The sequence below is a fragment of the Pseudoalteromonas sp. NJ631 genome (assembly GCF_000276645.1).
GTDB classification, from domain to species: Bacteria; Pseudomonadota; Gammaproteobacteria; order Enterobacterales; family Alteromonadaceae; genus Pseudoalteromonas; species Pseudoalteromonas piscicida.
On the sequence record NZ_AKXJ01000045.1, the window covers coordinates 1 to 1,020 of the forward strand.

At 45.7% G+C, this 1,020-nt stretch carries 1 protein-coding gene; it reads right to left on the reverse strand.

The window, feature by feature from the left end:
- A partial coding sequence (locus A587_RS24410) for an AMP-binding protein (protein ID WP_232288112.1) occupies positions 1-1,000 on the reverse strand: 1,000 nt, incomplete at its 3' end.
- Positions 1,001-1,020 lie beyond the last annotated feature (20 nt).

Here is a 1,020-nt window from a genome sequence, read left to right on the forward strand (position 1 = left end):
CCATCAACACGCTGGGCACCATATAATCTGGTAACTGCTGCGCCAAGGTCGCTTTGACAGTGGCAATATATTCACTCACGTCCATATCCGATGACATCGTTGTTGGCTTGATATACCCCACAAGCTGGAGACTGCCCGCCAGCTCTTTGGCCATAACCAACGCCGAGTCGACTAGCGTTTGCAAGACCAATTGGGTTTCAATTTCCCCAATCTCAATTCTGAACCCGCGGATCTTCACCTGATCATCAGCTCGACCTAAAAAGTCAATATTACCATCCGGTAGATAACGCACTAAGTCTCCTGTGCGATATAGTCGTCGCGCACTGCACGGATTATTTTCGTCATAAAATGGGTTATTAATGAAACGCTCTGCCGTTAGAGATGGGCGATTCCAATACCCCCTAGTGACACCATCTCCCCCAAGATATAATTCGCCAACCACGCCATATGGCACGAGTTGCTGTGCTTCATTTAGTATCAATCCAATACTATTCGTAATCACTTTACCTATATGCGGCGCTCTTGCCAGAACTTTCTCAAAGCGTGCGGCTGTTGAATAGGTCGTATCCTCAGATGGACCATATAAGTTGCATACCGCAATCCCAGGGTAAAATGCCAGTAGATTATTAACCAATGACGCCTTCAAGGCCTCTCCAGCTAAGTTAATAACTTTGAGTGCTTTAAGTCCGATACCAAGCTTCAAAAGCGCATCCATCGCAGAAGGTACCGTATTGATCAGCGTAATTTCGTCAGCCTGATCCAAACTCGCTAAATCCAGAATATTTTTTACGATCCGTAGTTTGCAACCACCACTGAGCGGCGCAAACAATTCATAGATGGATAAGTCAAAATTCAATGAGGTTGACGCCAAGACAACTGAAATTTCATTTTTTGTATAACTGTTTAAAGCCCAGCTTATCATGGCGATAGCGTTACCATGCTCTACCATCACCCCTTTCGGCCGACCTGTTGAACCTGAGGTATAGATTACATAGGCCAAGTGCGATGCCGTTAACCCCT